Origin of the sequence: Azohydromonas lata NBRC 102462, assembly GCF_001571085.1 — a bacterium.
Lineage (GTDB): Bacteria > Pseudomonadota > Gammaproteobacteria > Burkholderiales > Burkholderiaceae_C > Azohydromonas > Azohydromonas lata.
Genome location: NZ_BCTC01000002.1, coordinates 142,857 through 168,899, shown reverse-complemented (window position 1 = coordinate 168,899; position 26,043 = coordinate 142,857). Strand labels below are relative to the sequence as shown.

The 26,043-nt window shown below is 71.6% G+C and carries 26 protein-coding genes and 1 pseudogene; 9 read left to right on the top strand and 18 right to left on the bottom strand.

The features are described from left to right. Window positions 1–113: 113 nt before the first annotated feature. From ALA01S_RS01735 to ALA01S_RS01705, 7 genes are all read right to left on the bottom strand, one after another. Window positions 114–413, bottom strand: coding sequence for a hypothetical protein (locus ALA01S_RS01735; RefSeq protein WP_066331137.1), 300 nt, complete (start codon window positions 411–413; stop codon window positions 114–116). A gap of 316 nt (window positions 414–729) precedes the next feature. Then, window positions 730–1,869, bottom strand: coding sequence for a glycosyltransferase family 9 protein (locus tag ALA01S_RS01730; RefSeq protein WP_084267121.1), 1,140 nt, complete (start codon window positions 1,867–1,869; stop codon window positions 730–732). 11 nt (window positions 1,870–1,880) lie between these two features. After that, window positions 1,881–2,213, bottom strand: a complete 333-nt coding sequence (locus ALA01S_RS33855; protein WP_066331134.1) for a glycosyltransferase family 2 protein — start codon at window positions 2,211–2,213, stop codon at window positions 1,881–1,883. 59 nt (window positions 2,214–2,272) lie between these two features. After that, window positions 2,273–4,111: a carbamoyltransferase family protein gene (locus ALA01S_RS01720; protein ID WP_066331131.1), complete on the bottom strand. Its 1,839-nt coding sequence runs from the start codon at window positions 4,109–4,111 to the stop codon at window positions 2,273–2,275. Beyond that, complete coding sequence (locus ALA01S_RS01715) at window positions 4,108–5,283, bottom strand: glycosyltransferase family 9 protein (RefSeq protein ID WP_084267120.1); 1,176 nt, start codon at window positions 5,281–5,283, stop codon at window positions 4,108–4,110. The genes ALA01S_RS01720 and ALA01S_RS01715 overlap by 4 nt, the downstream gene beginning before the upstream one ends. After that, window positions 5,280–5,912, bottom strand: coding sequence for a D-glycero-alpha-D-manno-heptose-1,7-bisphosphate 7-phosphatase (locus ALA01S_RS01710; protein ID WP_066331130.1), 633 nt, complete (start codon window positions 5,910–5,912; stop codon window positions 5,280–5,282). The genes ALA01S_RS01715 and ALA01S_RS01710 overlap by 4 nt, the downstream gene beginning before the upstream one ends. After that, window positions 5,909–6,727 carry a glycosyltransferase gene (locus ALA01S_RS01705; RefSeq protein WP_066331128.1) on the bottom strand — a complete coding sequence of 273 codons (819 nt, stop codon included), beginning with the start codon at window positions 6,725–6,727 and terminating at the stop codon, window positions 5,909–5,911. The genes ALA01S_RS01710 and ALA01S_RS01705 overlap by 4 nt, the downstream gene beginning before the upstream one ends. Window positions 6,728–6,915: 188 nt before the next feature. Here ALA01S_RS01705 and ALA01S_RS01700 point away from each other — a divergent pair, with 188 nt between their 5' ends. Both ALA01S_RS01700 and ALA01S_RS01695 read left to right on the top strand, forming a co-directional pair. After that, the gene (locus ALA01S_RS01700; RefSeq protein WP_157118699.1) at window positions 6,916–8,145 is read left to right on the top strand and encodes a cation:proton antiporter domain-containing protein; all 1,230 of its coding nucleotides are present in this window, start codon (window positions 6,916–6,918) and stop codon (window positions 8,143–8,145) included. A 199-nt stretch (window positions 8,146–8,344) separates the two neighbouring features. Further along, window positions 8,345–11,323 carry a hybrid sensor histidine kinase/response regulator gene (locus ALA01S_RS01695; RefSeq protein WP_084267119.1) on the top strand — a complete coding sequence of 993 codons (2,979 nt, stop codon included), beginning with the start codon at window positions 8,345–8,347 and terminating at the stop codon, window positions 11,321–11,323. A 111-nt stretch (window positions 11,324–11,434) separates the two neighbouring features. Here ALA01S_RS01695 and ALA01S_RS34285 read toward each other — a convergent pair whose 3' ends face one another. Then, on the bottom strand, window positions 11,435–11,998 hold the full coding sequence (locus tag ALA01S_RS34285) for a hypothetical protein (protein ID WP_174548599.1): 564 nt from the start codon (window positions 11,996–11,998) through the stop codon (window positions 11,435–11,437). Window positions 11,999–12,144: 146 nt separating this feature from the next. On the opposite strand from ALA01S_RS34285, the gene ALA01S_RS01685 reads away from it, so the two are divergent. Beyond that, the gene (locus tag ALA01S_RS01685) at window positions 12,145–12,435 is read left to right on the top strand and encodes a hypothetical protein (RefSeq protein WP_066331124.1); all 291 of its coding nucleotides are present in this window, start codon (window positions 12,145–12,147) and stop codon (window positions 12,433–12,435) included. Window positions 12,436–12,497: 62 nt separating this feature from the next. Here ALA01S_RS01685 and ALA01S_RS01680 read toward each other — a convergent pair whose 3' ends face one another. The 6 genes from ALA01S_RS01680 to ALA01S_RS01650 all read right to left on the bottom strand — a co-directional run bounded on the left by ALA01S_RS01680 (window position 12,498) and on the right by ALA01S_RS01650 (window position 16,141). Further along, on the bottom strand, window positions 12,498–13,022 hold the full coding sequence (locus ALA01S_RS01680) for a DUF421 domain-containing protein (RefSeq protein ID WP_066331117.1): 525 nt from the start codon (window positions 13,020–13,022) through the stop codon (window positions 12,498–12,500). 31 nt (window positions 13,023–13,053) lie between these two features. After that, a complete protein-coding gene (locus ALA01S_RS34360; RefSeq protein ID WP_218011410.1) occupies window positions 13,054–13,977 on the bottom strand; it encodes a lipocalin family protein in 924 nt (307 codons plus the stop codon). Beyond that, the gene (locus ALA01S_RS01670; RefSeq protein WP_066331116.1) at window positions 13,940–14,506 is read right to left on the bottom strand and encodes a phage holin family protein; all 567 of its coding nucleotides are present in this window, start codon (window positions 14,504–14,506) and stop codon (window positions 13,940–13,942) included. Before ALA01S_RS01670 ends, ALA01S_RS34360 begins: the two co-directional genes overlap by 38 nt. Further along, window positions 14,506–15,006, bottom strand: coding sequence for a hypothetical protein (locus ALA01S_RS32500; RefSeq protein ID WP_157118698.1), 501 nt, complete (start codon window positions 15,004–15,006; stop codon window positions 14,506–14,508). Before ALA01S_RS32500 ends, ALA01S_RS01670 begins: the two co-directional genes overlap by 1 nt. 145 nt (window positions 15,007–15,151) lie before the next feature. Further along, window positions 15,152–15,421 (bottom strand): GlsB/YeaQ/YmgE family stress response membrane protein, encoded by a 270-nt coding sequence (locus tag ALA01S_RS01655; RefSeq protein ID WP_066331227.1) that lies wholly within the window; start codon window positions 15,419–15,421, stop codon window positions 15,152–15,154. Between the two features lie 63 nt (window positions 15,422–15,484). After that, window positions 15,485–16,141, bottom strand: a complete 657-nt coding sequence (locus ALA01S_RS01650; RefSeq protein ID WP_066331110.1) for a cysteine hydrolase family protein — start codon at window positions 16,139–16,141, stop codon at window positions 15,485–15,487. 68 nt (window positions 16,142–16,209) lie between these two features. Here ALA01S_RS01650 and ALA01S_RS01645 point away from each other — a divergent pair, with 68 nt between their 5' ends. The 3 genes from ALA01S_RS01645 (at window position 16,210) to ALA01S_RS01635 (ending at window position 19,684) form a co-directional block, all read left to right on the top strand. Then, complete coding sequence (locus ALA01S_RS01645; RefSeq protein ID WP_066331108.1) at window positions 16,210–17,631, top strand: sigma-54-dependent transcriptional regulator; 1,422 nt, start codon at window positions 16,210–16,212, stop codon at window positions 17,629–17,631. Window positions 17,632–17,771: 140 nt separating this feature from the next. Next, complete coding sequence (locus ALA01S_RS01640; RefSeq protein ID WP_218011409.1) at window positions 17,772–19,217, top strand: class II fumarate hydratase; 1,446 nt, start codon at window positions 17,772–17,774, stop codon at window positions 19,215–19,217. Continuing rightward, window positions 19,214–19,684 carry a GNAT family N-acetyltransferase gene (locus ALA01S_RS01635; protein WP_218011408.1) on the top strand — a complete coding sequence of 157 codons (471 nt, stop codon included), beginning with the start codon at window positions 19,214–19,216 and terminating at the stop codon, window positions 19,682–19,684. The genes ALA01S_RS01640 and ALA01S_RS01635 overlap by 4 nt, the downstream gene beginning before the upstream one ends. Before the next feature lie 45 nt (window positions 19,685–19,729). On the opposite strand, the pseudogene ALA01S_RS01630 reads toward ALA01S_RS01635, so the two are convergent. The 3 genes and pseudogenes from ALA01S_RS01630 to ALA01S_RS01620 form a co-directional block, all read right to left on the bottom strand. Continuing rightward, a pseudogene (locus tag ALA01S_RS01630) lies at window positions 19,730–20,059 on the bottom strand (SDR family oxidoreductase); the annotation flags it as partial. 274 nt (window positions 20,060–20,333) lie between these two features. After that, window positions 20,334–20,840 carry a hypothetical protein gene (locus ALA01S_RS01625; RefSeq protein WP_066331105.1) on the bottom strand — a complete coding sequence of 169 codons (507 nt, stop codon included), beginning with the start codon at window positions 20,838–20,840 and terminating at the stop codon, window positions 20,334–20,336. 43 nt (window positions 20,841–20,883) lie between these two features. Beyond that, entirely contained in the window at window positions 20,884–23,805 is a 2,922-nt protein-coding gene (locus tag ALA01S_RS01620; protein WP_084267116.1) for an ATP-binding cassette domain-containing protein, read from the bottom strand. A 97-nt stretch (window positions 23,806–23,902) separates the two neighbouring features. Here ALA01S_RS01620 and ALA01S_RS33850 point away from each other — a divergent pair, with 97 nt between their 5' ends. Continuing rightward, a complete protein-coding gene (locus ALA01S_RS33850; RefSeq protein ID WP_169805831.1) occupies window positions 23,903–24,061 on the top strand; it encodes a hypothetical protein in 159 nt (52 codons plus the stop codon). A 350-nt stretch (window positions 24,062–24,411) separates the two neighbouring features. Here ALA01S_RS33850 and ALA01S_RS01615 read toward each other — a convergent pair whose 3' ends face one another. After that, entirely contained in the window at window positions 24,412–24,897 is a 486-nt protein-coding gene (locus tag ALA01S_RS01615; protein WP_066331102.1) for a hemerythrin domain-containing protein, read from the bottom strand. Between the two features lie 187 nt (window positions 24,898–25,084). On the opposite strand from ALA01S_RS01615, the gene ALA01S_RS01610 reads away from it, so the two are divergent. Then, window positions 25,085–25,522 carry a DoxX family protein gene (locus ALA01S_RS01610; protein WP_066331093.1) on the top strand — a complete coding sequence of 146 codons (438 nt, stop codon included), beginning with the start codon at window positions 25,085–25,087 and terminating at the stop codon, window positions 25,520–25,522. A gap of 66 nt (window positions 25,523–25,588) precedes the next feature. After that, window positions 25,589–26,020 carry a SirB2 family protein gene (locus ALA01S_RS01605; protein ID WP_238455659.1) on the top strand — a complete coding sequence of 144 codons (432 nt, stop codon included), beginning with the start codon at window positions 25,589–25,591 and terminating at the stop codon, window positions 26,018–26,020. The last annotated feature ends 23 nt before the right edge of the window (window positions 26,021–26,043 follow it).

Here is a 26,043-nt window from a genome sequence, read left to right as displayed (position 1 = left end):
CGCGGGGATGACGAAGCAACGAGTTCAGCGGATCAGCTTGCGGCCACCGAAAACCGGCGGCGGCGCCCTTTGCCGTCTGCTTGTTGCGCCCTGCCCCGCTTCCGGCTGCCCCCTTACAGCATCTGCCCCGTCGCGCGTGCCACGCAGTGCACGGGCCGGTCCGGCAGGTTGGGCGCCTGCAGCAGCACTTCCACGCGGCGCGGGCCCAGGGCTTCGACCAGTTGGGCGCGCAAGGTGTCTTCCCAGGTGCCCGGGTCGTCCACCGGATCGGGACAATCCACCAGCAGCTCCACGTCGTCGCACTTCGCGCTCGCGCAGGCACAGGGGCCGTAGAGCCAGGCCTGGCCCCGGCCGAAAGTGAACTGTTCGACGGTCTGGCGGATGGCGTGGCGTTGGTCGGGGGTGAGAAGCATGGGCGCAGTCTAGGCGGCCCAACGCGCCGGCCGGGAGTGAACTCTGCTCGGTTCCACCAGCCCTTGAGCCTTGCCAAACGCTTACGCAATTACCGAGCGCGATCACCCGCAGCGCGCCACCGGCGGCGCGCGGCACGCCTTCGAAACAGCTCCGGGTCGTGCAGCCGCTCGCCCATCACCACCACCAGGCCCTCGGCCTTGTCGCCCGTCGTAGAGGGAGTTGCCGTGCACGTGCCAGGTGAGCACGCGCAGGCGGCGGCCGCCGCAGGACGCCGAGGAAGCGGGGCGGCCGGGCATGGACATCAGCGTTGCGCTCTCAGCTGTAGAGATGCGGCTCGGCGCGGGGCTGGTCCAGCGTGGCGGCCAGGCGCCCTTCGCAGGCCGCCGACACCTCGGCCGCGCCTATGGCCAGCGCGCAGGCGTGGCCCGTTGGGCAGCTCACGTGGTGGCAGGGCCGGCACTCCATGGCCTGCCACAGCACGTGGTGCGAGCCGCGGCCCAGCGGCCGCCAGCGCGAGACCTCCGAGCCGCTGGCCACCACCACGCTGGGCGTGGCCAGCGCCGCGGCCACGTGGGAGATGCCCGTGTCGTTGCACAGCAGCAGCCGCGCGCGCGCCACCAGCGCGCCCAAGGTCCACAGCGTGGTGCGCCCGGCCAGGTTGATGCTGGGCTGGCGCATGTGCGCCTGCAGCTCCGACGCCAGCGCGACCTCGCCGGCGCTGCCGGTGAGCACCACCGTGAACCCCTGGCGCGCCATGCGGTCGGCCACCTCGGCAAAGCGCTGCACCGGCCAGCGCCGGCTGGGCAGCCGCGCGCCGGCGTGCACGCACACGTAGGGCTCGTCGGACGCGGCGCCCGGCCACACGGCCTGCAGGTCGCTGAAGTCCTGCGGGCGCAGCGGAAACTCCAGGTGGTCGCCCTGCCGCGCCACGCCCAGGTGGTCCAGCAGCCGCAGCAGCCGGTGCACCTCGTGCCCTTCGCTGGGCCAGCGCGTGTACAGCTCGGGCTGCGGGCAAAAGGCGCCGGGCTCGAAGAAGCCGGCCGAGCGCCGCGCGCCGCAGGCGGCCATGAGCGGGTTGACGATGCGCCCGCTGCCGTGCATCTGCAGCAGCAAATCGAAGCGCTCGCGCTGCATCTGGTGCAGGAAGTCCGTTACGCCCCCATGGTCCACGCCGCCCTCGGGCAGCCCGGGAAAGCCGGGGAAATCAATGAAACGGTCCACCATGGGCAGCCGCTGCATCAGCTCGCGCGCCCAGGGCAGGCCGATGTAGCTGATCTCGGCCTGCGGGTGCGCCGCGCGCAGCGCGCGCAGCGCCGGCACGGCGCACAGCACGTCGCCCAGCATCAGGGCGCGGAACACGCCTATGCGGCGCAAGGGCCCCTCGGCGGCGGGCACCGCGCCAGGCAGGCTGTGCGGATAGCGGTCCCGTTGGGAAGTGGGCAGGGAAATCGGCATGTCACCCTCGTTCATATAAAGAGCACGCGGAAACGCCAGGCGCCGACGAAGCGCCAGTACACCGCGAGGTACGGAATGGCAAAGGAAGTCACGAGCATCTCGGCCACGTGCGCGGGCGCCAGCGACGCGACGCGCCGCCCCGCCGCTTGAAGGCAAAGCCCAGGAGGGCACGCGGCCAGCTCGTCCACCACGGCGCGGGTGTCGTCGCTGCGCCCGTCGTCCACCACCAGCACCTCGAAGCGCGCCGGGTCCAGGCGCTGGCGCAACAGCGCCTGCAGGCAGCGGCGCAGCAGGTCCGGGCGCCGGCAGGTGGGAATGACGACGGCGATTTCGACGGGGCTCATCGGTGCATCAGTTCTTGCAGTGGGATTTCTCGATGCGGTTGCGGCGCGCAACGAAACGCTCAGCCCTTGCGCAGGATGAAATTGCCCATGACCAGCGCGTCCAGCGGCGTGCTGAAGAAGGCGTCCAGCGCGTCCTTGGGCGTGCACACCACGGGCTCGCCGCGCACGTTGAAGGAGGTGTTGATCAGCACCGGCACGCCGGTGAGCGCCCCGAAGGCCTTCAGCAGCGCGTGGTAGCGCGGGCTGGCCTCGGCGGTGACGGTCTGCACGCGGGCCGTGAGGTCGGCGTGGCAGGCGGCCGGGATGCGCGGGGCCTGGCGCTTGATCACGTCGTAGATGAAGAGCATGAAGCGCGCTTGCCCGCCGTTGGCCTGCGCGGGGGTGAACCAGTCGTCCAGGTCTTCCTCCGGCACGGCGGGGGCGACGGGGCGGAAGTCCTCGCGGTCCTTCAGTTCGTTGATGCGCGCCTGCATCTGCGCGTGCAGCGGCGAGGCCAGGATGGAGCGCGCCCCCAGCGCCCGTGGGCCGAACTCCATGCGGCCCTGGAACCAGCCGATCACCAGGTCCTGCGCCAGCAGTTGCGCGGCCTCGGCGGCCACGTCGTCCACGCGGCGGTACGTCAGCTTGGCCCACTTCAGGAGCTGCGCTATCTCGTCGTCGCCGTAGCCCGGCCCCCAGTAGGCGTGCTCCATGGCCCAGTCCGAGCGCCGCAGCACCGTGGGCACGGCGTTGGGGGCGGCGCGGCTTTCCAGCGCCACGTCGCGCGCCGGGGCCGCGGCGTCCTGGGCCGCGGCCGCCACGGCGTTGACGACGGCCGCGGCACCCGCGCCCTCGCGCGCATCCACCCACAGCGCCGCGCCCAGCGCGGTGCCGGCGTCGCCCGCGGCGGGCTGCACCCAGACCTGGTCAAAGAGGCCCGCGTCGCGCAGCCGCGCGTTCATCACGCAGTTCAGCGCCACGCCGCCGGCCATGGCCAGCAGCGGCTCGCCGCTGGCCTCGCGCAGCCAGCCGGCCAGTTGCAGCGCCGAGCGCTCCAGCACCTGCTGCAGCGAGGCGGCCAGGTCCAGGTGCGGCTGCTCCAGCGCCGCGCCGCGCTCGCGCGGCGGCACCAGGGCGCCAAGGTCGATGCGCTCGATCTCGTAGCGCCCGTCGGGGAACACGCGCACCTGGCGCTGTAGCGCCTCGGCAAACCGCGGCTTGCCCAGCGCCGCCAGCGCCATGACCTTGTACTCGTCGCTGCTGTGCAGGAAACCCAGGTGGCTGGTGACGCGCTCGTAGAGCAGGCCCAGGGAGTGCGGCATGTCCACCTCGCCCAGCGGGCGGTACAGCCCGTCGGCCCACAGGCCGTAGGCGGTGGTGGCGTCCTCGCCGCGGCCGTCCAGCGTCATCACCGCGCAGCGCTCGAAGGGCGCGGCCAGGAAGGCGCTGGCCTGGTGGCAAAGGTGGTGGTCGATGAAATGCCACTGGAAGGGGCCGTCCCAGCGGCAGCCCTCGAAGCGCTTTTTCAGGTGGTGCGGCGCGCCGTCGGCGAGCTGGCGCGGGGCGTTGCTGACGTAGGCGGCGAACAGCGGGTCCCAGGGGTTGTCCCAGCCGGGGGCGGGCTGCGCCGAGGGCTGCAGCGGCAGCGTGATGCTGTCGCCTTCCAGGCGGCCCCTGATGAAGCGCTGCGGGTCGTAGCTGTAGGCCACATGGTCCACCTGCGCCAGCGTGAGGCCGGCCTCGGCCAGGCAGTAATCGATGGCGTGGTACGGCAGCTCCCACGCCGTGAACGGCAACGGCCGCTTGCCATGCTTGATGCGTGTGAAACGCTCCTCTTCCGCGGCGGCGATGAGCTGCCCGTCGCGCACGAGGGCGGCGGAAGAGTCGTGGAAAGCTGCGTTGATGCCGAGAGTGATCATCCAAGTGCCGTAACTGGGTGGGGAATGCAGGGGCTGGCCGGATGCAGCGGCACGCCGGGCAGCGGCCCCATGAGGTCGAGCGCCGCCTGTACCACATCCTGTGGCGGCACGCGCTCCAGGCAGTCATGGTGACGCTCGGGGCACACGCTCTTGAGGCAATGGCGGCAAGGCACCGGATGGTTGAGCACCCGCGCCCTCGCCTGCCAGGGCGTGTGCTGCGGGTTGGTCAGCGCGTACAGCACCACCACCGGCGCGTTGAGCGCGGCGGCCAGGTGCGCCGGCGCGCTGTTGTTGCACAGGGTGACCTGCGCCCCAGCGATGAGCGAGGCCAGCTCGCCCAGCACCAGCTCGCCGCCCAACGACACGGCGCCCTCCCCGCCGTCGCGCATGGCGGCCATGGCCTCGTGGATGAGCGGCAGCTCGTCAGGCCCGCCGCTGAAGACGGCCTGGCAGCCCGTGGCGTCCGCCAGCGCCTGCGCGGCCTGGCCGAAGCGCTCGGCCGGCCAGCGCCGCGAGGCGGCCGTGGCGCCGGGATGCACCACGAAGTACGGCCGCGTAAGGTCGCCCCCGGCACGCTCGAACTTGTGGCGCATGGCCAGCGCCTCTTCCACCTTGAAGCGGAACAGCAGCCGCTGCGCGTCGGCCTGCAGCCCCACGTGGTGCACCAGGTCCAACTGGCGCTGCGCCTCGTGGCGCATGCCGTCGGCGGGCACCTCGGTGTCGGCGATCCAGTCGCTCAGCAGCTCATAGGGGTTCTCGCGGCTGTAGGCCAGGCGCAGCGGGATGCCGGCCTGCAGGCACAGCAGCGCGGCGGGCAGCGCGCTTTGCGTGCACACGGTGAAGATGACGGCGGCGTCGAAGCGGGCCTCGGCCAGTATCCGAACCATGCGCGCCTCGGCCTCGCCGGGGCCCAGCGAGCGCTCCAGCGCGCCGGCCGGCCGCTTGACCCAGGGCGCGTCGTAGGCGAGCACTTCGTCCACCACCGGCACGTGCGAGGCCAGCGCCGCGCCCGCGCTGGAAGCCAGCAGGGCGATGTGCGCCTGCGGCAGCGAGGTGCGCAGCGCCACCAGCGCCGGCGTCGTCATCAGCAGGTCGCCGAGGTTGTCCAGGCGTATGGCCAGCACCCGCCGCGCGCCCTGCCACAGGCGCTGGCGTTCGCAGGGGGCACTCATGACAGCACCTCGTGGCTCACAACAGGCGCGGCGTCATGCCGCAACGTTTGGTTCTCGCCCATGTCGTCGCTCCCCAAAATAAAAGCCGCGGCATCGAACAAATCCTTGGCGCGGTGGTGCGGAAGGCGCTGCGGCGAGAGCTGCCACTGCGTCTCGTTGCCCACGTCCAGCAGCACGCTGCGGCAGCCGGCGCGACGCCCGGCCTCCACGTCGTTGAGGATGTCGCCCACCATCCACGAGCGCGCCAGGTCCAGGTGCAGCGCCCCAGCCGCCTGCAGCAGCAGCCCCGGCGCGGGCTTGCGGCAATCGCAGCCGGCGTCCGGCGCATGCGGGCAGAAGTAAAAGCCGTCCAGCGTGACGCCCGCCTCGGCCACCAGCTTGTCATGCAGCGCCCGGCGCAGTGTCTCGAACTGTTCGGCGCTGAAGCGCCCAAGCGCCAGGCCGTGCTGGTTGCTCACCACCACCAGCGCGTAGCCCGCGCGCTGCAGCGCTTGCAGGGCCGGCAGCGCGCGCAGTGTGAAGCGCAGCAGCGCGGGGTCGGCGTTGTAGGGCACGTCCACGACCAGTGTGCCGTCCTTGTCCAGGAACACGGCCGGACACGGCGGCGCGGCGGCGCCGTGGTGCGTCATGCCACGGCTCCCGGTTGCGAGCGGTCGAGATCGGCCGCCGGCACCGCCGCCGCTTCGCGCGGGCGGCGCACCTGCTGGCAGACGGTGGCCAGCGCGTCGGCCACGCCGTCCCAGGTGAACATCGTGCGCACGCGGCGCATGCCCGCGCGGCCCATGGCCTGCGCCAGCGCCGGGTTGGCGTGCAGTTGCGCGAGGCGCGCGGCCAGCGCCATCCGCCACCCCCGCCTCGCGGGCCAGCGCGCGCAGGCGGCCGATCGGGCGCCGTCGGCGCCGTCGGCGCCGTAAAGGCGCAGCAAATCCGATCTGTCCTGCGGGCACTCGGCCACCACGCGGTCCGCGCCGCGCACGATGCGCGCCTCGATGGCGATGCGCTCCGGCGGGAAGGCGTCGGCCGCGCCCGGGTGCTCCAGCCGCACGCGGCCCAGTGCATGGAAGGTCATCATCACCAGCGGCACGCCGAAGCCGGCCTTCAGCCGCAGGCCCGCCAGGCCGGACATGAAGAAGTTGGCGTGCACCACGTCGTAAGGGACGCTGTGCGCCAGGAGTTGCCGGGACGCGCGCGTAAATGCCGGCATGTGCTGCAGCAGTTGCTCCTTGGGGACGAAACGCGCCCGCCCGGCCGGGATGTGCAGCACGCGCACGCCGGGGCGCAGGTCCACGGCGGCGGGCAGCGCGGCGGCGTCGCGGCGGGTGAGCACGTCCACGTGAGGGCCGCGCCGCGCCAGGCAGCGCGCCACGTGGGAGGCGTAGGTGTTTTGCCCGCCAGCATCCACACCGCCTTGCGGGGCCAAGGGCGAGGCGTGTTCGCTGATCAAGGCGACACGCAGAGGCGGTGGCGGGGAACTCATGAAACCAATCCCATGGCGGCAATGCCGTTTTCCGCGGCAATCGCCATTCCCCTGTTCCGAGCTTGCGGGGATTGCGCGGTGCGAGGGCTCAAGGCCCTTGACACGCGCCCCGCCAGGGCCTGCCGCGGGGCATTGCGCTTGCTGATGCAGCGCACATGCTGACCGCGACCATGCTGCTGCTGGGCCTTGTGCTGGTCGCGATGGCGCTGCTGGAAGCGCCGGTGCGGCGGCTGCCGCTGTCCTCGGCGCTGATCTACCTGGCCGTGGGCTGGGGCGCGGCCGTGCTGCACGCGCCGCTGCCCCAGCCCGACCCGCTGCGCCAGGCCGCGCTGCTGGAGCTGCTGTCGCAATGGGCGGTGCTGATCTCGCTGTTCGGCGTCGGCCTCAAGCTGGAGCTGCCCGCGCGCTGGAAGCGCTGGCGCGTGGCGCTGCTGCTGGCCAGCACCACCATGGTCGCCACCGTGGCGCTGGCCACCGCGGCGGGCGTGTGGCTGCTGGCCCTGCCCTGGGCCGCAGCGCTGCTGCTGGCGGCCATCCTGGCGCCCACCGACCCGGTGCTGGCCTCCGAGGTGCAGATCCACGACACCGGCGACCGCGACGCGGTGCGCCTGTCGCTCACCGCCGAGGGCGGGCTCAACGACGGCACGGCTTTTCCATTGGTGACGCTGGCGCTGGGCCTGCTGGGCCTGCACGACCTGGGCGAAGGCGGCAGCACCTGGGCGCTGCACGACCTGCTGTGGGCCGTGGGCGGCGGGCTGGGCCTGGGCTGGCTGTGCGGGCGCGCGGTGGGCCACCTGGTGGCGTGGCAGATGCGCCGCCAGAGCCCGCTGTGCTGGGACGAGCTGCTCTACCTGGGCACCATCGCCCTCACCTACGCGCTGTCGGAGCTGCTGCAGGTCACGTCCTTCCTGGCCGTCTTTGCCGCCGGCGTGGCGCTGCTGCACGGCCACCGCGAGCCGCCGCACGAGGGCGACGCGCTGGGCCGGCGGCTGTCGGCCTTCAGCGGCCGGCTGGAGCGGCTGGTGGAGGTCAGCATGGTGGTGTTCCTGGGCGCGGCCATGACGCTGGTGCGCTGGAGCTGGCCGGTGGTGGCCTACGCGCTGCTGATGGTGTTCGCGCTGCGCCCGCTGGCCGTGCTGCTCACCATCGGCGGGCTGCCGCCGGCACAGCGCCGGCTGCTGGCCTGGTTCGGCATACGCGGCGTGGGCTCGGTGTTCTACGTCAGCTACGCGCTGCAGCACGGCGTGAAGGGACCGCTGGCGCAGGTGCTGATCTCGGCCACGCTGGTGGCGGTGGCGCTGTCCATCGTGTTGCACGGCATCTCGGCCACGCCGCTGATGCGCTGGTACCGGCACTGGCGCGCGCGCCGCGTGCACCAGGCATGAAAGCCGCCCTGCAGCGCTGGGCGGTCCAGCGCAGCCGGCCGGCGGCGGTGTTGCGCCCTCAACGTCCCCCGCGCTGCAGGACTAGACTGCCCCGCATGCGCGGCGCCGCATCCACTCCAGGCCTCCACAAAAAACCAATGACGCTCCTGCTTCTTCCACCGCACCACGGGTATTGGGCTTGCCCGATAGCTTGCCTGTGATGAATCCCCCGCGAACCCTTGGGCGGTCCTGGTGGCCGGGCTGGCCGCGGGCGTCGCTGCGCACCTACCTGGTGGCCATGATCCTGCTGGGCACGCTGCCCAGCGTGCTGCTGATGTCCTGGCAGGTGTTCTCCAGCATCCGGGCCGAGCAGGACCAGCTCGACGTGCAACTGCAGCGCAGCGCCGAAGGGCTGGCGCACGGCGTGGAGCGCGAGCTCACGGCCAGCATGGAGGCGCTGTCCATACTGTCCTGGGACGATGCGCTGCAGCGCGGCGACGTCGAAGCCTTCGCCGCCTCCTTCGCCGAACAGCCGCAGATGCGCGCGGCCTGGAGCGGCGTCTTCCTGCTGGACCCGGACGGCCAGCCGCTGCTCGACACCGCACAGCCCCCGGCCCGGCCCGCGCCCTGGCTGCGCCAGCTTGCCCGCGACACGGCCAGCAGCGGCCGGCCCGCCGTCTCCGACCTGCTGGCCGCGCGCTTCGAGGGGCGCTTTTGCACCGCCGTGCTGGTGCCGGTGCGCGTGGACGGCCAGGTGCGCTACGTGTTGGGCGCGTGGATGGACAGCAACGTGTGGCAGCGCCTGCTGGAGAACATGGGCCGGCCCGGCGAAGGCTTCACCAGCCTCTTCGACCGGCAGCGCCGCCTCATCGCCCGCGTGGCCGACCAGGGGCCCGTCGCCGTGGGCCGCGAGCTGCCGCCGCAGGCGCTGCGCCTGGTGGCCGGCAGCCCCGCCGGCGTGACGCGGGCCGACCGCTTGGGCGGCGGCGACGGCTACGTCGCCTGGCAGCCCGCGGGCTACGGCTGGGGCGTGGGCGTGGGCGTGGCCGCCGAGCCGCTGGAGACGCGCGCGCGCCGCGCCGTGGTGGCCACGCTCAGCACCGCGCTGGTGTGCCTGCTCCTGGGCGTGGCGGTGGCGCTGTACGTGGCGCGCCGCGTGACGCTGCCGCTGCGGCTGCTGGCCACGGCCGGGCCGCGGCAGCCGCTTGGGCGCATCGTCGTCGACGAGATCACGGTGCTGCGCGACGCCCTGGTGGCGGCCGAGGCACAGGAGGCCGTGGCCCGCACCCGGCTGCAAAGCAAGGCCGACGAGTTCGAGACCCTGTTCCACAGCATTCCCGTGGGCCTGGCCGTGGCCCACGACCCGCAGTGCCGCTCCGTGCTGCACAACGCGGCCATGGACGCCCTGGTGGGCGGCGCCGAGGCCAGCGACACCGTGCGCATGCTGCACCGCGGCCACCTGCTCGGCCGCGAGGAGCAGCCGCTGCAGCGCGCCGCCGCCAGCGGGCAGGCGCTGCGCGGGCTGGAGCTGGAGCTGCAGTTCCCCAACCGGCCGCCGCGCCATGTCATCGCCCACGCCGCGCCGCTGCTGGACGCCGCCGGGCGCCCGCGCGGCGCCATCGGCGTGCTGGTGGACATCTCCGAGCGCAAGCTCGCCGAGGCCCGCCTCACCCACGCCGACCGCCGCCTGCGCGAGAGCCAGCACCTGGTGGACCTGGCGCAGGAGGCCGGGCACGTGGGCTTTTTCCACTACCACGTGGGCACGGACACGGCCTCCTGGACCTCCGGCCACGCCAAGCTCTTCGGCCTGCGCAGCAAGCGCGTGGAGGGGCCGCTGGCCGAGTGGATAGAGCGCATCCACCCCGAGGACCGGCCCAGCGTGCGCCACGCCCTGGCGCGGCTGCTGCACCAGCGCGCCGAGCGGCTGACGCTGGAGTTCCGCGTGGCGCTGGAGGGCGGGCAGACGCGCTGGCTCTCCAGTCGCGTGCTGGTGACCTACGCCGAGGACGCGCGCCCGCTGCAGGCCATAGGCATCACCGTGGACATGACGGAGCAAAAAGCCGCCGAGCAGGAGCGCGCCGCGCTGGTGGAGCGCGAGCAGGCCGCGCGGCGCGAGGCCGAGGCCGCCAGCCGCGCCAAGGACGAGTTCCTGGCCATGCTGGGCCACGAGCTGCGCAACCCGCTGAGCGCCATCTCCTCCGCCGTGGAAGTGCTCAACCGCGGCAGCGCCAACGAGGCGCTGGCCACCAACGCCCGCAACATCATCGGCCGCCAGACGCGGCACCTGGCGCGGCTGATGGAAGACCTGCTGGACGTGGCCCGCGTCATCTCCGGCAAGGTGGTGCTCTCGCGCCAGCCGCTGGAGCTTTCAGCCCTGGTGCAGCGGCTGGTCTCCACGATGCAGCTCACCGGGCAGACGCAGCAGCACGAGCTGCAGTTGCAACTGCAGGAAGGCGTGTGGGGAGACGCCGACGCCACGCGCGTGGAGCAGGTGGTGAACAACCTGCTGTCCAACGCGCTGAAGTACACGCCGGAGGGCCGGCGCATCGAGGTGCGGCTCGCGCGCGAGGGCTCCGAAGCGGTGCTGGAGGTGCGCGACCAGGGCTTGGGCATTCCGGCCTCGCTGCTGCCGCGCATCTTCGACCTCTTCGTCCAGGGCGAGCGCACGCTGGACCGGCGTGCCGGCGGCCTGGGCATTGGCCTGACGCTGGTGCGCCGCTTGGTGGAGCTGCACGGCGGCACCGTGGGGGTGGAAAGCTCCAGCGAGGGCAGCACCTTCCGCGTGCGGCTGCCGGCCATAGAGCCGCCGGCGCTGCACCCGGTGCGCGAGACGCGGCTGGCCTCGCGGCCCCGCCAGGTGCTGCTGGTGGAGGACAACGCCGACGCCATGAGCGCGCTGCGCAGCCTGCTGGAGCTCGACGGCCACACGGTGAGCACGGCTGTGGACGGCGTGGCGGGCCTGGCGGAGCTGCTGCGGCTGCGGCCGGAAGTGGCCATCATCGACATCGGCCTGCCCGGCCTCACCGGCTACGAAGTCGCCAAGCGCAGCCGCGCCGCGGGGCACGGCGGCAAGCTCATCGCGCTCTCCGGCTACGGCCAGGGCCGCGACGTGCAGCAGGCGCTGCGCGCGGGCTTCGATGCGCACCTGGTCAAGCCGGTGGACCCGGAGACGCTGCGGCGGCTGCTGGCGGAGCCTTGAAGGCGGCCGGCGGCGGGTGTTAGATGGTCTAACACCGTGTTCAGGGGGCCGGCCGCCGCGGCGCCAGCACCCCTTCGGCGCCTCCTCAGCGCCCCTTTTCAGTACCCCTTCTCAGCGCCCGTCCGCCTCGTCGTCCTCGGCGGCGTCGCCCATGTCGGGCACGTCGCCGGTTTCGTCGGCGGCCAGGCCGTCGTCATCGTCTTCAAGTTCGGCGTCGGCCTCCTCGTCCTCATCGAGGTCGTCGTCGTCCTCCAGCGTGGAGGCGTTGACCATGTCGGCGGCGGCGTCCTCGCGGGCGCGGGCTTCCTCGGGGGAGAGTCCGGCGGCGGCGTCCTCGTTGAAGTTGCCGTCCACCAGCGGGTCGATGTCGGCGATGGTCTGGATGCTGTCGGGCGCGATGTCGGCGGCTTCCACCCCGGCGTCGCTGCCGGCGCTGCGGCGCTCACCGGTGCCGCGCGAGTCGCTGTCGGAGCCCAGCACTTCCAGGCCCGTCATTGGGCGCAGGCTGTCGGGCTCGGCGATGGCGTCCAGCGGGCCGCCGGGGTCCAGGTCGTCCTCCAGGCCGGCGATGTCGCTGCCGGAGTCGGTGGTGTCGCTGGGGCCCAGCGCGGCGGTGTCGCGGCCCGGCGTGGGCGCGGGCGCCTGGTCGGTGCCCAGGATGGAACTGGTGGCCATGGTGTGCTCCTGTCGCGGTGTGTTCAGTGCTGCACGCCATTCGGCAAGCGCCATGCCCCGACGCGCCGGGCACAGGCGTTGCCGCCTGGCAAGGCATGCGGCCCAGAAGGCGGCCGCCTACTTTCCAGGACACGCAGGAGACCTCCATGAAGGACCACAAGGACAAGGACACCGAGCAGGGCCAGCGGCGCGAGCAGCTCGGCAACAACCCCTCGGACGCCGGCACCAACCGCCAGCAGCAGCAAACGCAGCAGGCCGGCGGCGGCAGCGCGCAACAGCAGCATCAGCAAGGCAGCAAGGGGCCGCAACACCCGGCTGCCAGCGGCTCGCACCAGACGCTGCAACCCCACGCCAGCGGCCATGACCAGGCCGGCAAGAGCGCCGGGCGCGCCAACACCAACGACGACAGCGGCAACGCGCCGCATCGCGGGGGTTGAGGGCCCTCAATGCGGCGCGGGCGGGGCCATCCTGCCCGCTTGGTGCCGCATGGGGGCGTGCGTCAAAAAGTCTTTTGCGCGCCCCCGGCCGGCGCCTCGTCCGCGTCGCCGTCGTCGGCGCGTATGACGCTGATGCTGCCGTCGTTCTCCATGGTGGCCAGCTTGACCTGGGACAGCTTCTCTATGCCGTGCTGGCGCAGTTGGGCCATGAGCTCGTCGCGGGTGACGAGCTCGCGGCGCATGTTGCGCTGCTGGATCCGGCCGTCACGCACCAGCGGCAGCGGCCCGGGCTCCAACAGGCGCCGCGTGGCCGGGAAGCGGTAGCTGACCCAGTCCATCAGCACGTTCCAACCGGCGATGGTGCCCACCAGCACGAAGCCGTCGCTGATGGTCTCGTACTCGCCCGCCATGGCGTTCTGCGACGCATCGGCAATCAGGACGATGAGCAGCACGTCGGCAATGCCCAGCGCGCCCACGTCGCGGCGCAGCACCAGCCGAAACAGCAGGAACAGGAACCAGTAGACGGCCGTGCCGCGCACGACCAGCTCCAGCGCGTGGTCCAGGCCGAACAGTGCGTCCCAGTCCACGGCTCGTGGCGTGGCGGCAGTCCCGGTCGGTTCAGGCCGCGCCGCGCACGCCCTGCGGTGTGCGCATCAGCCGCGTGGTGTCGAAGTCCTGGGCGCGGGCGTGCAGCATCAGGCGCTGCAGCTGCGCGTCGTCCATGAAGGCCGTGCGCGACAGCAGCCACAGGTGCTTGCGGTCAGGCGTGCCCACCACGGCAGCGCTGTAGTCCGGCTCCACGTGCAGCACCCAGTACGGGGCCCAGGCGCCGGGCAGCCAGCGCAGGCCCGCGGGCGCGAAGCACACCTCCAGCTTGGCGCCGTCGTCGCCGGAGGGGCGTGCGATGCCGCGCACCTCTTCCACTTCGCCCTCGGCCGTGCGGCAACTGTTGACCACCCGCATGCGGCCGCTGCGCAGCAGCGTGTAGGTGGCGGTGACGTCGCTGTCGCACTCGCGCTCGGTGCGCAGCGGCAGCCGCGCGATCTCGAACCAGCGCCCGGCGTAGCGGCGCAGGTCCAGCAGCGGCGTGGTGGCCACGGGCGGCGTGCGCGCGGCCTTGAAGTGCGCCGCGGCCAGCGGCACGGCCGTGGCCATGAGCGCGGCCACCAGCTTGGGATTGGCGCGGTTGCGCACCGTCAGCGGCAGCAGCGGCCAGATCACGGCGCTCAACTGCGCCCAAGGCAGGTGCGACAGCCAGCTCGCGCCCGTGCTCACCGCGCCGCCGCCCGTGCCGCCCACGGCACGGCGCTGGCGAAAGAGCCGGCGCAGCACCACGCCGCCCACCATGCTGGCCGCGCCCGCGCCCAGCGCCGGCAGCTTGTCGTGAATCTGCAGCCCTATGCGGCTTGCATGCTCACGCAACCGTTGCTCGCGTTCGAGGATGGCCATCTCGGCGGCCATGATCTGCTGGTCCAGGCTCGCCGGCACGGTGCCGGCGGGCGCCTCAGGACGTGCTGCCGGCTGCCGAAGCTGCGCGCTCATCGGAGACTCCTCCCGCAGTGGTATGGGTATAGGGGCCGGACGCCGCACCGGCTCGCGGCGCCACCGGCGACGGCGGCCCGAGCGTGAGCCGCCGCAGCGTGGCCGGCAGTGCCAGGTAGCGGGCCAGCGCCAGTACGCGCTTGACCGCCAGCCAGGCCGCGGCCAGGTTGATGAGCAGGATCAGCATCAGCGTCCAGCCCCAGGCGACGCCCGCCTCGACCAGTGCGATGCCTATGCCCGTCCACAGCGCCAGCCAGGCCGTGCACAAGAGCACCCCCGCAGCCACCACGAGGCCCACCATCTGGGCCAGCGCCAGGCCGGAGCGCTTGAGCTCCAGCGCCAGCAGGTGCACGCGGTCGCTCACCAGCCCGGGGAGGTCGCGCAGCACCTGCTTGACGTTGTCCAGCAGCGAATCGGACGCCGGGCCGTCGACGCCCGCCCGGGCCTCATCGGCTTGGGCGGCAGCGGCGGCCTGGGACGCGGACCCTGCAGAGGCCGGCGAAGCCGGCTGGGGCTGCAGCTCGTCCATCAGCGCGAGGACATCATGCGGCTGAGCAGCACACCCGCGGCCGCGGCCACGGCCAGCGAAGCCAGCGGATGCTCGCGCACCGTGTCGCGCAGCGTCGACGTCCATTCCTGCTGCATGGCGCTGAGCTCGTCCTTGCTCATGGGCAGCTTTTCAGTCGCGCTGCCCATGGTGCTGCGCAGCTTTTCAAGCGCAGGGGCCGCCTTCTCGGCGAAGCGGTCCACGGCCTCGTGGGCGCTTTGCACCATGCGGTCCATGGAGGCGTTGCCGCCTTGCGAGGTGCTGCCGCCGGACATGCCGCCACTGGAAGACATGCCGGCAGAGGACATGCCGGAAGACGACGACATGCCGGAAGAAGACATCCCCGGGGAAGACGACGACATGCCCGTGGAAGAAGACAGGCCGCTGGTGCCGTCACCCGTGCCACCCAGGGTGCTGCCGCTGCCCAGGGTGGAACCGCTGGAGCTGCCGGAAGTCGGGAAGGGGCTGGAAGTGGAGGCCATGGATACTCTCCTGTGCTTTTAAGAAAGACGCGTGGAGTTTCGGCAAGCGCCGAAAGGGGGGGACGTGGCACGCCCCGATGCCAGCTTATACACGGCACCGGGACGGCCGCAGGGAGCTCTCGTCAAGGAATTGCCGCGGGCTGCTTCAGCGCACGCTGCCCCTTCGCACGAGATTGACGATGGCCAGCAGCACCACGGCGCCTACCAGCGAGACCAACAGTGAGCCGATGCTGAACGAGTTGGCGTTGATGGACGGAATGCCCACCAGCGGCGAGATGAACCAGCCCGCCAGCGCGGCACCAATAATGCCGACGATCACGTTCAGGAACATGCCCTGTTGGGCATCAGTGCGCATCATCAGGCTGGCCACCCAGCCGATCAGACCGCCAACGAACAGCCAGACAATCAGGTTGATCATGGTGCATTACTCCTAGGTTTCAGAGGTTGCAGAACGGCGCCCTGATGCGCGAGTCCCGTGTCAACCCCGAGGCAAACGGTGTGCCGCAGCGCTGGCGCCGTCGGTGTTTTGCGCAGGGCGCCTGGCGGTGCTGTGCGACACGTCGGTCTTGAACACGCGCTCCATGTAAGCCCGCGCATCGCGCAGCCGCTCGGGGCTTTCGGCAGCCGTGCAGTCGCAGGGCGCCCACACCGTGTAGCCGCGCAAATACGCATCCATGGCCGTGACCTGCACGCACATGTCGGCCGACAGGCCGACCACGATCAGCTCGTGGGCATGCATCTGCGTGAGCAAGAGCTCCAGCGGCGTTGCATAGAAAGCTGAGTGGCGCGGCTTGAGGATGGTCAAATCGTGCTCGTCCGGTGCCAGCAGGCGCGCGATCTCGCCGGCCTCGCCCGGCAAGTCCTGGCAGTACTGGAGCACGTCGCTGAACTGCGAACGCCAGGTGCCGTAGTTGTCGTTGGCGTAAATTGTGGGGATGCCTTGTTGTGAAAGCACCTGTTTCAAATGTGCCGTACAGCGCGCCGCCTGCAGGGCCGCGGGCGCCATACTGTCGGCACCTGGGAATTGAAGCGGATTGATGAAATCCACCAGCAGCAGCACGCTGCGGCTTCGAGGCAATGTGTTGTCGCCGGCGCCTATGGCGAGGTCCGGCCTGTGCGGGGGCTTTGCGTCCATGCGCCGTTGCGGCAACTTCGGTTCCTGTCCCCGTGCGGGGGAGCCCCCGACACCTGAGGAGAACACTCTTGAGTCATGCCCTGATCGTCGATGACGACACGGACTCGGCCCAGATGATGGCGGCCCTCATCGCGGCCGAGCATTTCACCGTGGCCACCGCCCATAACCTGCGCGATGCGCGGCGCCAGATGGCGCTGCAGCAGCCCGATATCGTGCTGCTGGACCTGCAACTGCCCGACGGCAGCGGCATGGACCTGTTCGACGACCCGGAGCTGGTCGCGCACTCCGAAGTCGTGCTCATCACCGGCCACGCCAGCCTCGAAACCTCGGTGCAGGCGCTGCGCCTGGGCGCCGCGGACTACCTGACCAAGCCGGTCAACATGAAGCAGCTGCGCGGCATCCTGTCGCGCGTGATGCGCCCCTCCGTGCTCAAGGACGAGCTGGCCTCGCTCAACGCCGAGTGGCAAAAGACCGGCCACTTCGGCCACCTCTGGGGCCGCTCGGCGCCCATGCAGCGCATCTATGCGCAGATCGCACGCGTGGCCGGCACCGCCGTGAGCGTGTTCATCACCGGCGAGAGCGGCACGGGCAAGGAAGTCGTCGCGCAGACCGTGCACGACTTGAGCCGCCGCCGCAAGCAGCCCTTCCTGGCCGTCAACTGCGGCGCCATCTCGCCCAACCTGATCGAGAGCGAAATCTTCGGCCACGAGAAGGGCAGCTTCACCGGCGCCGACCGCATGCACCAGGGCTTCTTCGAGCGCGCCCACGGCGGGACGCTTTTCCTCGACGAAATCACCGAGATGCCGCTGGAGCTTCAAGTGAAGCTCTTGCGCGTGCTGGAGACGGGCACCTTCATGCGCGTGGGCTCCACCACGCCGATAGAGACCGACGTGCGCGTCATCGCCGCCACCAACCGCACGCCGGAGCAGGCCGTGAGCTCGGGCAAGCTGCGCGAGGACTTGTACTACCGGCTCAACGTCTTCCCCATCGGCTTGCCGCCGCTGCGCGACCGCTCCAGCGACGTGCCGCTGCTGGCCGAGCACTTCCTGGCGGCCGTGTGCGAGCGCGAGAGCGTGCGCAAGCGCTTCACGCCCGGGGCGCTGGAGAAGCTCACCGCCTACCGCTGGCCGGGCAACGTGCGCGAGCTGCGCAACGTGGTGCAGCGCTCCTTCGTCATGGCCGAGGGCGACCAGATCACCGACGAGTGGCTGCCCACCGACCCGCCCTCGGCCGACGGCAGCCCGGCTGCCGCCTCCGCCGCACCCGCGGCCGGCGCCAACAGCGGCAGCATCACCATCAAGCTGGGCACCTCCATGGCCGACGCCGAGCGCCAGCTCATCCTGGCCACGCTGCGCCACTTCAACCAGCACAAGGAACGCACCGCCGCCGTGCTCGGCGTGAGCCTCAAGACGCTCTACAACCGCCTCAAGGAGTACGCCGCCGAGGACAAGGACGGCGAGGTCCCCGAGGGCGGCGACCCCGCGCCCTGACCCGGCCCCACGGCGGCGCAGCGGCGCCGTCGCATCCGGCAACCAGCCGCCCAACCGGGCGGCTTATTTTTTGGACCTGCGGCGCACGGCGCTTGCTCAACCACGGGACGGGGCGCCCACGGCCGGCGCCGGGGAACGCCATGACCACAGCAGACCATGGCGGCGATACGCCGCCCTCCTCCACCGCAACGCCGGGCGCCACCGACGCCCTCGACTGGCGCATCGAGAAGGACAGCATGGGCGAGGTGCGCGTGCCCGCCCACGCGCTGTGGGGCGCGCAGACGCAGCGCGCGGTGGAGAATTTCCATTTCGGCGGCATCGCCATGCCGGCGGCCTTCGTGGAGGCGCTGCTGCACATCAAGGCCGCGGCGGCGCACGCCAACGCGCAACTGGGCCTGCTGGAGCCGGCGCTGGCCGAGGCCATTGCCGCCAGCGCCGACGAGCTGCTGGCCGACCCGGCCCGCCAGTCGCACTTCCCCGTGGAAGTCTTCCAAACCGGCTCCGGCACCAGCTCCAACATGAACGCCAACGAGGTACTGGCCACGCTGGCCGCGCGGCGCCTCAACCGCGCCGTGAGCCCCAACGACCACGTCAACTTCGGCCAGAGCAGCAACGACACCGTGCCCTCGGCCATACACGTCGCGGCCGCCCTGCAACTGGAGCGCGAGCTGCTGCCGGCGCTGGCGCATCTGGCGCTGGCGCTGGAGAACAGGGCGCCCACGCTGCGCCAGCACGTCAAGACCGGCCGCACGCACCTCATGGACGCCATGCCCGTGCGCCTGGACCAGGTGCTGGGCGGCTGGCGCGCGCAGGTGCAGCAGGCCATCAACGGACTGGTGGCGCTGCAGGGCGCGGTGACCACGCTGGCGCAGGGCGGCACGGCCGTGGGCACGGGCGTCAACACCCATCCCGAATTCGCCGCCATGCTGTGCACGCTGCTGCAAAAGCGCACCGGTATCCATTTCCAGGCCGCGGCCGAGCGCTTCTCGCTCATGGGCGCGCAGGACACGGCGGTACAACTTTCCGGCGCGCTCAAGGCCACGGCGGTGGCGCTGATGAAGATCGCCAACGACCTGCGCTGGATGAACTCCGGGCCGCTGGCAGGCCTTGCCGAAATCGAGCTGCCCGCGCTGCAGCCGGGCAGCTCCATCATGCCGGGCAAGGTCAACCCGGTGATCCCGGAGGCCGTGGCCATGGCCGGCGCGCAGGTCATCGGCAACGACGCGGCCATCACCATCGCCGGCCAGTCCGGCAACTTCGAGCTCAACGTGATGCTGCCGCTGGTGGCGCGCAACCTGCTGGAAAGCCAACAGCTGCTCTCGGCCGCGGCGCGGGCGATGGCGGACAAGGCCATCGCAGGATTTGCCGTCAACGAGGCCAGCCTGCGCGAGGCGCTGTCGCGCAACCCCGTGCTGGTGACGGCGCTCAACCCGCTGGTGGGCTACCTGAAGGCCGCGGAGATTGCCAAGGCGGCCTACAAGCAGGGCCGACCCATCATCGACGTGGCGGATGAGATGACCGACCTGGGCCGGGAGAAACTTCAGGCCTTGCTGGACCCGGCGCGGCTCACGGAGGGAGGACTTTGATTCGCATACGCCCCTACGCCAGCGCGGACCTGCCCACGCTGGTGGCGCTGTTCACCGCTTCGGTCCACACCCTGGGCGCGCCGCACTACGGCCCCGACCAGCTCGCCGCCTGGGCCCCGCGCCCGCCGGACCTGGCCGGCTGGCGCCAGCGCATGGAAGCGCTCACCACGCTGGTGGCCGAGGACGCCTTGGGCCCCTGCGGCTTCATCGCCTGGGAGGAGGACGGCCACATCGAGCTGCTCTACACCGCCCCGCGCTGTGCCCGCCGCGGCGTGGCCACGCGGCTGGTGCAGGAAGCCGAGGACGCCCTGAGCGCCGTGGGCGTGACCGTCTTCAGCACCGAGGCCAGCCTCAGCGCCTGGCCCTTCTTCGAAACCCAGGGTTTCACCGTGGTGGAACCCCAGACCGTGACGCGGCGCGGCGCGTCGTTCACGCGCTTCCTGATGAGGAAGGAAAACGCGGCCTGAGCCGCCGCGTGGGGCCGTGCCTCAAGGAGCGCGCGCCCGCCGGCCTCAGGGCCAGCTGCTCTCGCGCATGGGGAGGACCATCACTTCGGGAATGACGGTCTCCTCGTCTTGCAGCAAGACGAAACGCACGGTCTTGGCGACCTGCACCGGGTCTTGCAGCACGCCGGGGTCGATGTCGGGGCAGCGGTCGAGCAGGAAGGGCGTGCGCATGCCGCCGGCCACCACCGCCGTGACCTTGATGCCCTTGGGCCGCAGCTCCGCGTGCAGCGCGTGCGACAGCCCAGGCCGGCCCCACTTGGTGGCGTGGTAGCCCGCGGCGTTGGGCCAGGCGCGCTTGGAGGCCGTGGAGGCGCTGTTGACGATGTGCCCGCCCCCCACCGCAGGACGACTCGCGCCCCATGAGCGCCGCCGCATGCTGGGCCACGTAGAAGGGGGCGCTCAGCTTGGTGCGGACGATGCGCTCCCACTCTTGGCCGTGCAGCTCGGCGATGGGCACGGTGATGTCGATGGCGGCGTTGTTGATGACGTCGTCCTGGCGGCCGGGCCGAATTGGGAAGTGCAAAGGCGCGCCCGCATGGGGCCGGCGCGGCGAAGGCCGCAAGGCCGTGGCGGGGAATTCGAGAGATCGAAGGCGGCGACGCGGGGGCGGTCAGCCGCCGGCGCTGGGCTGGCGCTTTTCCAGCGCGGCGGCGTGGCGCTGCTTGGCGATGGCGCGCAGGTTGGCGGCCAGCGCGGTGGCGAAGGCCTCGTCGAACCAGGGAAAGGCACCGCTGGCGGCCACCACGATGCCGTCCAGCACCACGCTGCCCCACAGCAGGCTGTCGCCCTCGCGCAGCCGGTGCGGCTGCCGCGTCTGCAGCGCGTGGGTGTCGCCCAGGGTCCAGGCCAGGCGCGCCTTGTCGCGGGCGAAGGCGGCGTAGTCGGCATCCCAGCGGCTGCGGTCGCCCACGGCATGCTCCAGCAGGATGGCGTCCTCGAAGGCGCCATCGGCCGGCGTGAGCGCCGGGTCCATGACCACCACGTAGAAAAAGCCGCAACCGCTGACCTGCGGGTCGGACATGGCGGCCTCGATCATGGGCAGCGTCAGGGCCAGCGCCTGCTCGGCGGCATGGCGGTCGGCGAAATGGCTGCCGGGGCGCGCGGGATTCTTGGGCATGCGCGCGAGGGGGCAACCGGCGCACCCAACCAGGGCGGCGGCATCACACCTCTATGGGCGGCGAAGGCGGCCCGGCGCTGGCGGCGGCGTCGGCCCGGGGTGGGCCCGGCTCCATGAGCTCCAGCAGCAGCCGCCGCGGGTGCGCAGGCTTGCTGAGATGGGCGTTGAAGCCGGCTGCCAGCACCTGCGCGTGCGACTGTGCGCCGGTGAGGCCGGACAGCGCCAGCGCCGGCAGCCGCCGCGCCACGGGCACGCCGCGGCGCGACTCCAGCTGCCGCACGGCACGCATGAATTGCAACCCGTCCTCCTCGCCCAACGCGACTTCGCTGAGCAGCCGCTGCGGCCACATCGCCTCGGGCTGGCGCTCCAGCCACTGCAGCGTGGCGGCGGCGGTGTCGAAGAGCAGCACGTCCGCGCCGACGGCCTCCAGCAGTTGCTGCAAGGCCTCGCGTGCCTCGGGGCGCGGCTCCAGCACCATCACGCGCAGGCCGTCGAGCTGCGGCAGCGCGGCGGCGTCCAGCGGGTCGTCCGGCGGCATGGCTTGGGGCGCGGCCTGTGGCGCGGGCGCCGGGGCCTGCGCGGGCGCGGCGGCTGGCACGGCGGGCGTGGCGACGGTTTCGGCGAACGCCGCGTCCGGTGCCGGCAAGGCCACGTCGCCCGGCTCCAGGCCGGAGACGGGGCGCAGCGGCAGCTCCATCACGTAGCGCAGGCCGTGGGTGGCGCTGGGCGGCTCGATGTGGAAGCGTCCGCCCTGGCGTTCCACGGTGGAGCGCAGCGCCAGCGGGTCCAGCGGCGTGTCCAGGCCGAAGGGCGGCGGCGTGAGCGCGGCGCTCTCGCGCGGCGGCCGTTGCGCCGGCACGCCCGCGGGCTCCAGGGCGGGAACGGCATGGCGGCCGTCGCCAATGCTCAAGCGCGCCCGCTCGCCCTGGCGTTCCAGGCGCACTTCGATGCGGCGGCCGCGCGGCGTGGCCTGCAGCGCGGCCAGGCACAGCTCGCGGGCAAGCTGGGACAGCGTGGTCGGGTCGCCGGTGACGCTGGCGTTGCCCAGGTCGATGTGGGCCGACAGGCGCACCTGGCGCGCGTCCAGCTCGGCGGCCAGGCCGTCCACCGCCTGCGCGATGACCACGGCCAGGTTGACCGGCTGGCGCGCCAGGCGGCGCTCCAGCTTCTCGAACTGCTCCTGCTGCAGTTGCAGCTTCCAGAGCTGGGCGTAGAGGCCGTCGCGCGCCAGCAGCTCCCCGTGGCGGCCGCGCTCGACGATGCGGCCGCGGTCCATGACCACGATCTGGTCCGCGCCCACGATGGTGGCGAGCCGGTGGGCAATGATCAAGGTCGTGCGGCCCTGGGCGATGCGGTCCAGCTCGTGCTGGATGGCGCGCTCGGCGCGGGTGTCGAGGGCGGAGGTGGCCTCATCGAAGATCATCAGCGGCGGGTTCTTCAGAAAGGCCCGCGCGATGGCGATGCGCTGCTTCTCGCCGCCGGAGAGCTTCATGCCGCGCTCGCCCACCACGGTGTCGTATTGGGCAGGCAGCGACATGATGAATTCGTGCACCTGCGCGGCCTGCGCCGCGGCGATGACCTCGGCCATCCCGGCGCCCTCGCGGCCGTAGGCGATGTTGTAGGCGATGGTGTCGTTGAACAGCACCGTGTCCTGCGGCACCACGCCCACGGCGCGGCGCAGCGAGCTCAACTGCACCTCGCGCAAGTCCTGGCCGTCCACGGTGACGCGGCCTTCCTGCGGGTCATAGAGGCGCAGCAGCAGCCGCGCCAGGGTGCTCTTGCCCGAACCGCTGCCGCCGACCACGGCCACCGTCTGGCCGGGGGCGATCTCCAGGCTGAGGTCGTGCAGGATGGGGCGGCCCGGCTCGTAGCCGAAGTGCACATGCTCGAAGGCCACCGCGCCGCCCTGCAGCTGGAGCGGCCGGGACTGCGGCCCGTCCTGGATGTCCACGGGCTGGTTGAGCAGCGCAAAGAGCTTTTCCGTGTTGACCAGCGCGTCGCGCGCCTCGCGGAAGACGAAGCCCAGGGCGTTCAAAGGCAGGCAGATCTGGATGATGTAGCTGTTGACCAGCACCAGGTCGCCCACCGTCATCTGGCCGCGCATGGCCTGCTCGCCGGCCAGCAGCATCACCGCGGCGACGCCCGCGGCGATGATGGCGCTCTGGCCGATGTGCAGCCCGCACAAGGCCCGCTGGTTGCGCATGCCCTCCTCCACCCACTCGCCCAGCACGCCGCCGTAGCGGCGGCGCTCGTAGGTTTCCCTCGCGTGGGTCTTCACCGTCTCGTAGTTGAGCAGCGTGTCCGCCATGCGGCCGTTGGCGCGCGAGTCCATGTCGTTGACGCGGCGCTGGCGCAGGGCGCGCGTGCCCGTCTTGGCCATGGTGAAGCTGCCGTAGACGAGGAAGGTGGCCATGATCACCAGCGTGAACCACAGGCTGTAGCCCGCGGCCATCACGGCCAGCACGGCGACGAACTCCACCAGCGTGGGCACCACGGTGAAGAGGCCCGCGCCCAGGAGGAAGCCGACGCCGGAGGTGCCGCGCTCCACGTCGCGTATGAGCGCGCCGGTGTTGCGCTGCACGTGAAAGCGCGGGCTCAGGGAGAGCAGGTGCGCGAAGCAGCGCTCGGCGAAATCGGTGACGGTGGAAAGCGTCACGCGGACGAACACCAGGTCGCGCAGCTCGGTGAAGAGGGTGCCCGCGAAGCGCAGCAGCGCGTAGCCCAGCAGCAGGAACACCGGCAGCACCAGCACCGTGTCGCCCAGGCGGCTGCTGGTGGCCAGGGTGCCGGGCTCGCTGAAGCGGTCTATGACGGCCTTGAGCAGCAGCGGTACGGCCACGGCGGCCAGCTTGGCCGCGATGAGCAGCGCCAGGGCCAGGAGGGTGCGGTTGCGGTGCCGCCACGCGGCCTGCGCAAGGCCGGCGAAAACGTTGGGCTGGTCCTGGTCCGGGGGGGTATCTGCCATCGCCGCGCGGCGGCAAGTGGGGTGCCCAGTGAGGTCCGGCGTCGGCACGGGCCTTGCCGTCATGACGGTCCAACGTCAACCACGCAAGGAGTCCCGCATGGGCAACCAGATCAAGACCGAAGCCGACGCCCGCGCCACCCTCCCGCTGCGCCCCGCGCAGGAGCAAAAGGCCACCGGCCAGAAGCGCAGCAAGGAGCGCGGCGTGGCCACGCGCAGCAAGAAGAACCCCGGCAAGCGGGCGCACCAGGGGGGTTGAGGACGCTGCGAAAGCAGACCCGGGCAGGGGGCAGGCTCCAAAGCGGCAGCCGTGAGCTGACGCGCCACGCCCCCCATTTCGTCATTCCCGCGAAGGCGGGAATCCAGGCGGCCCCCAAGTCGACCGACAGCTTATGAGGCGGCGTGCCGCGGTCTGAGCTGCGGCTTTCCTACGTCATCCCTTCGCTGCGGCATGGGGCCGCCTGGATGCCCGCCTTCGCGGGCATGACGAAGAAAAGATTGGAGCGCATCGACTTACGGGATGCAGTTTCTTTGGTCCGCAGCGCGTCTTATGCGTGTGCCGACGACGAGTAGCGGCTTGGCAAGCCCGCAGGCTGCCTCAAGCCGCCATCACTCCAGCTTGGCCGCCTCGTCCGTCTGCTGCGTCACGGCCTCGCGCGGGTCGCCCTCGCGCTTGAGCTGCTGCTGCAGCGCTTCCATCTGCTCGCCCAGCTTGTTGCGCGCCGCCGGCTCCAGCAGTTGCTTCACCTTGGGGAAGAGGTTCTCTTCCTCTTCCTTGTGGTGGTGCTCGGCCTGCTCCTTGAGCACGTGGAATTTCGGCTCGAAGGCCGGGTCGGACGGGTCCATCTCCACCAGGTCGGCCAGCACGCGCTTGAGCGACAGGTGCTCCTCCAGCGATTCCAGCAGGATGTCCTCGGTGCGCTTTGCCTTCACCGCGGGATAGAAGATTTGCTCCTCCGAGGTGACGTGCACGGTGAGCTCGTCGCCCACGCGCTTGAACAGCGAGGGGCGCTGCGCCTCGTTCGAGTCCATCCATTGCTTCATCAGCGCCTCCAGCTTGCGGTGCTGGCCGGTGAGCAGTTCTATGGCGTCCATGGGTCGGGGCTCCTGGTGAGTGATTTCAATGCGCGCAAGTTGGCAGGCGGCATGCCCGCAGGAGCCGCAAATAGGCCTGGGCTGCCGCGGCAGGAGCGCGGTTTGCTCCGGCGGCGCGCTGCGTGATGAGCAGCTCCGGAATAAACGCGCCTGCCGGCGCGTACACCCCTCTCATCAGGAGGACGCCATGACTGTCACCACCACCGCCCCGCTCGCCGTCTCCAGCCCCGGCGAGGACGCCGGCAAGCTCGTCCTGCGCGTGGCGCTGGGCGTGCTCATCCTGCTGCACGGCATCGCCAAGATCGTGGGCGGGCCCGGCTTCATCATGGGCCTGGTGGCCAAGGCCGGGCTACCCGCGGCGCTGGGCTACGGCGTCTACATCGGCGAGGTGGTGGCGCCGCTGCTGCTCATCGTGGGCCTGTACACGCGGGCGGCGGCGCTCATCGTCTTCATCAACATGCTGGTGGCCATAGGCCTGGTGCACATGGGCCAGATCGGCCAGATCAACAAGCAAGGCGGCTGGGAGCTGGAGCTGCAGGGCATGTACCTCTTTGGCGCCCTGGCCGTGGCGCTGTTGGGCGCGGGGCGCTACAGCATGGGCGGACTGCGCGGACGCCTCAACTGAAGACGGCGGCCGGCCCCGCCGCCAGGGCTTAGGCTGGCGGGCATTCACGACAGCACGGCGCCCGGCTTGCGCGGGCGCCTTCTCATCCCGATGGCCCTCACCGAGCACTACTTCGCCCTCAAGCACGCCCACGTGGGCCTGGTCTATCTCAGCGGCAGCCTGTTCGCGCTGCGCGGCGGGGCACTCGCCGCCGGGGCGCGCTGGCCCATGGCGGTGCCGCTGCGCATCGCGGCCGTGGCGGTGGACACGGCACTGGTCACCGCGGCACTGCTGGTGCTGGCCTCGCTGGCCTTTCAGCCCCTGGCGGCGCCCTGGCTGTGGGTGAAGCTGGCGCTGCTGCCCGTGTACGTGGCGCTGGGCACCTTTGCGCTCAAGCGTGCGCGCAACCGCACACAAAGAGTGGCGGGCTGGTTACTGGCGCTGGCGGTGTTCGGTTTCATGATCTCCGTGGCCCGCGCCCACCACCCGCTCGGACTGCTGCACACCCTGGCGGGCTGACGCGGCGCGCCCTGCGTGCCGCG